Genomic DNA, 846 nt, shown 5'->3' with positions numbered 1-846 from the left:
GCTTCCACTACAAAATGTCGGTTGAAAAAGCCTACTCTACCGACTCCAACATGCTGGGTGCCACCCACGAAGCCAAAGACTTGGAATTCCTCAACAGCGGCATCAAAATCGTTAAGCCCATCATGGGCGTTGCCTTCTGGGACGAAAGCGTCGAAGTCAAACCCGAAGAAGTTAGCGTACGCTTTGAAGAAGGCGTGCCGGTTGCACTAAACGGCAAAGAATACGCCGATCCTGTCGAACTCTTCCTCGAGGCCAACCGCATCGGCGGCCGCCACGGCTTGGGCATGAGCGACCAAATCGAAAACCGCATCATCGAAGCCAAATCGCGCGGCATCTACGAAGCCCCGGGCATGGCATTGTTCCACATCGCCTACGAGCGTTTGGTCACCGGCATCCACAACGAAGACACCATCGAACAATACCGCATCAACGGCCTGCGCCTCGGCCGCCTGCTCTACCAAGGCCGCTGGTTTGACAGCCAAGCCCTTATGTTGCGCGAAACCGCCCAACGCTGGGTCGCCAAAGCCATCACCGGCGAAGTCACCCTCGAACTGCGCCGCGGCAACGACTACTCGATTCTGAACACCGAATCGCCCAACCTGACCTACCAACCGGAACGCCTGAGCATGGAAAAAGTCGAAGACGCAGCGTTCACACCGCTCGACCGCATCGGCCAACTGACCATGCGCAACCTCGACATCACCGATACCCGCGCCAAACTGGGTATTTACTCGCAAAGCGGTTTGTTGGCATTGGGCGAAGGCTCCGTATTACCGCAGTTGAATAATAAGGAGTAGAATCAGGGGGCTTTAAAGCCCCCTTATTTTCAAAGGAATAAAATGAAAG

1 protein-coding gene is annotated in these 846 nt (G+C 55.3%); it reads left to right on the top strand.

Annotation, left to right across the window (positions count from 1 at the left end; genetic code table 11):
• A partial coding sequence (argG, locus tag ACTHUM_RS15800) for an argininosuccinate synthase (RefSeq protein WP_440403392.1) occupies window positions 1–797 on the top strand: 797 nt, incomplete at its 5' end.
• Between the last annotated feature and the right edge of the window lie 49 nt (window positions 798–846).

This window comes from Neisseria sp. P0021.S006 (assembly GCF_051956895.1).
This window is presented reverse-complemented; position numbering and strand designations above follow the sequence as displayed.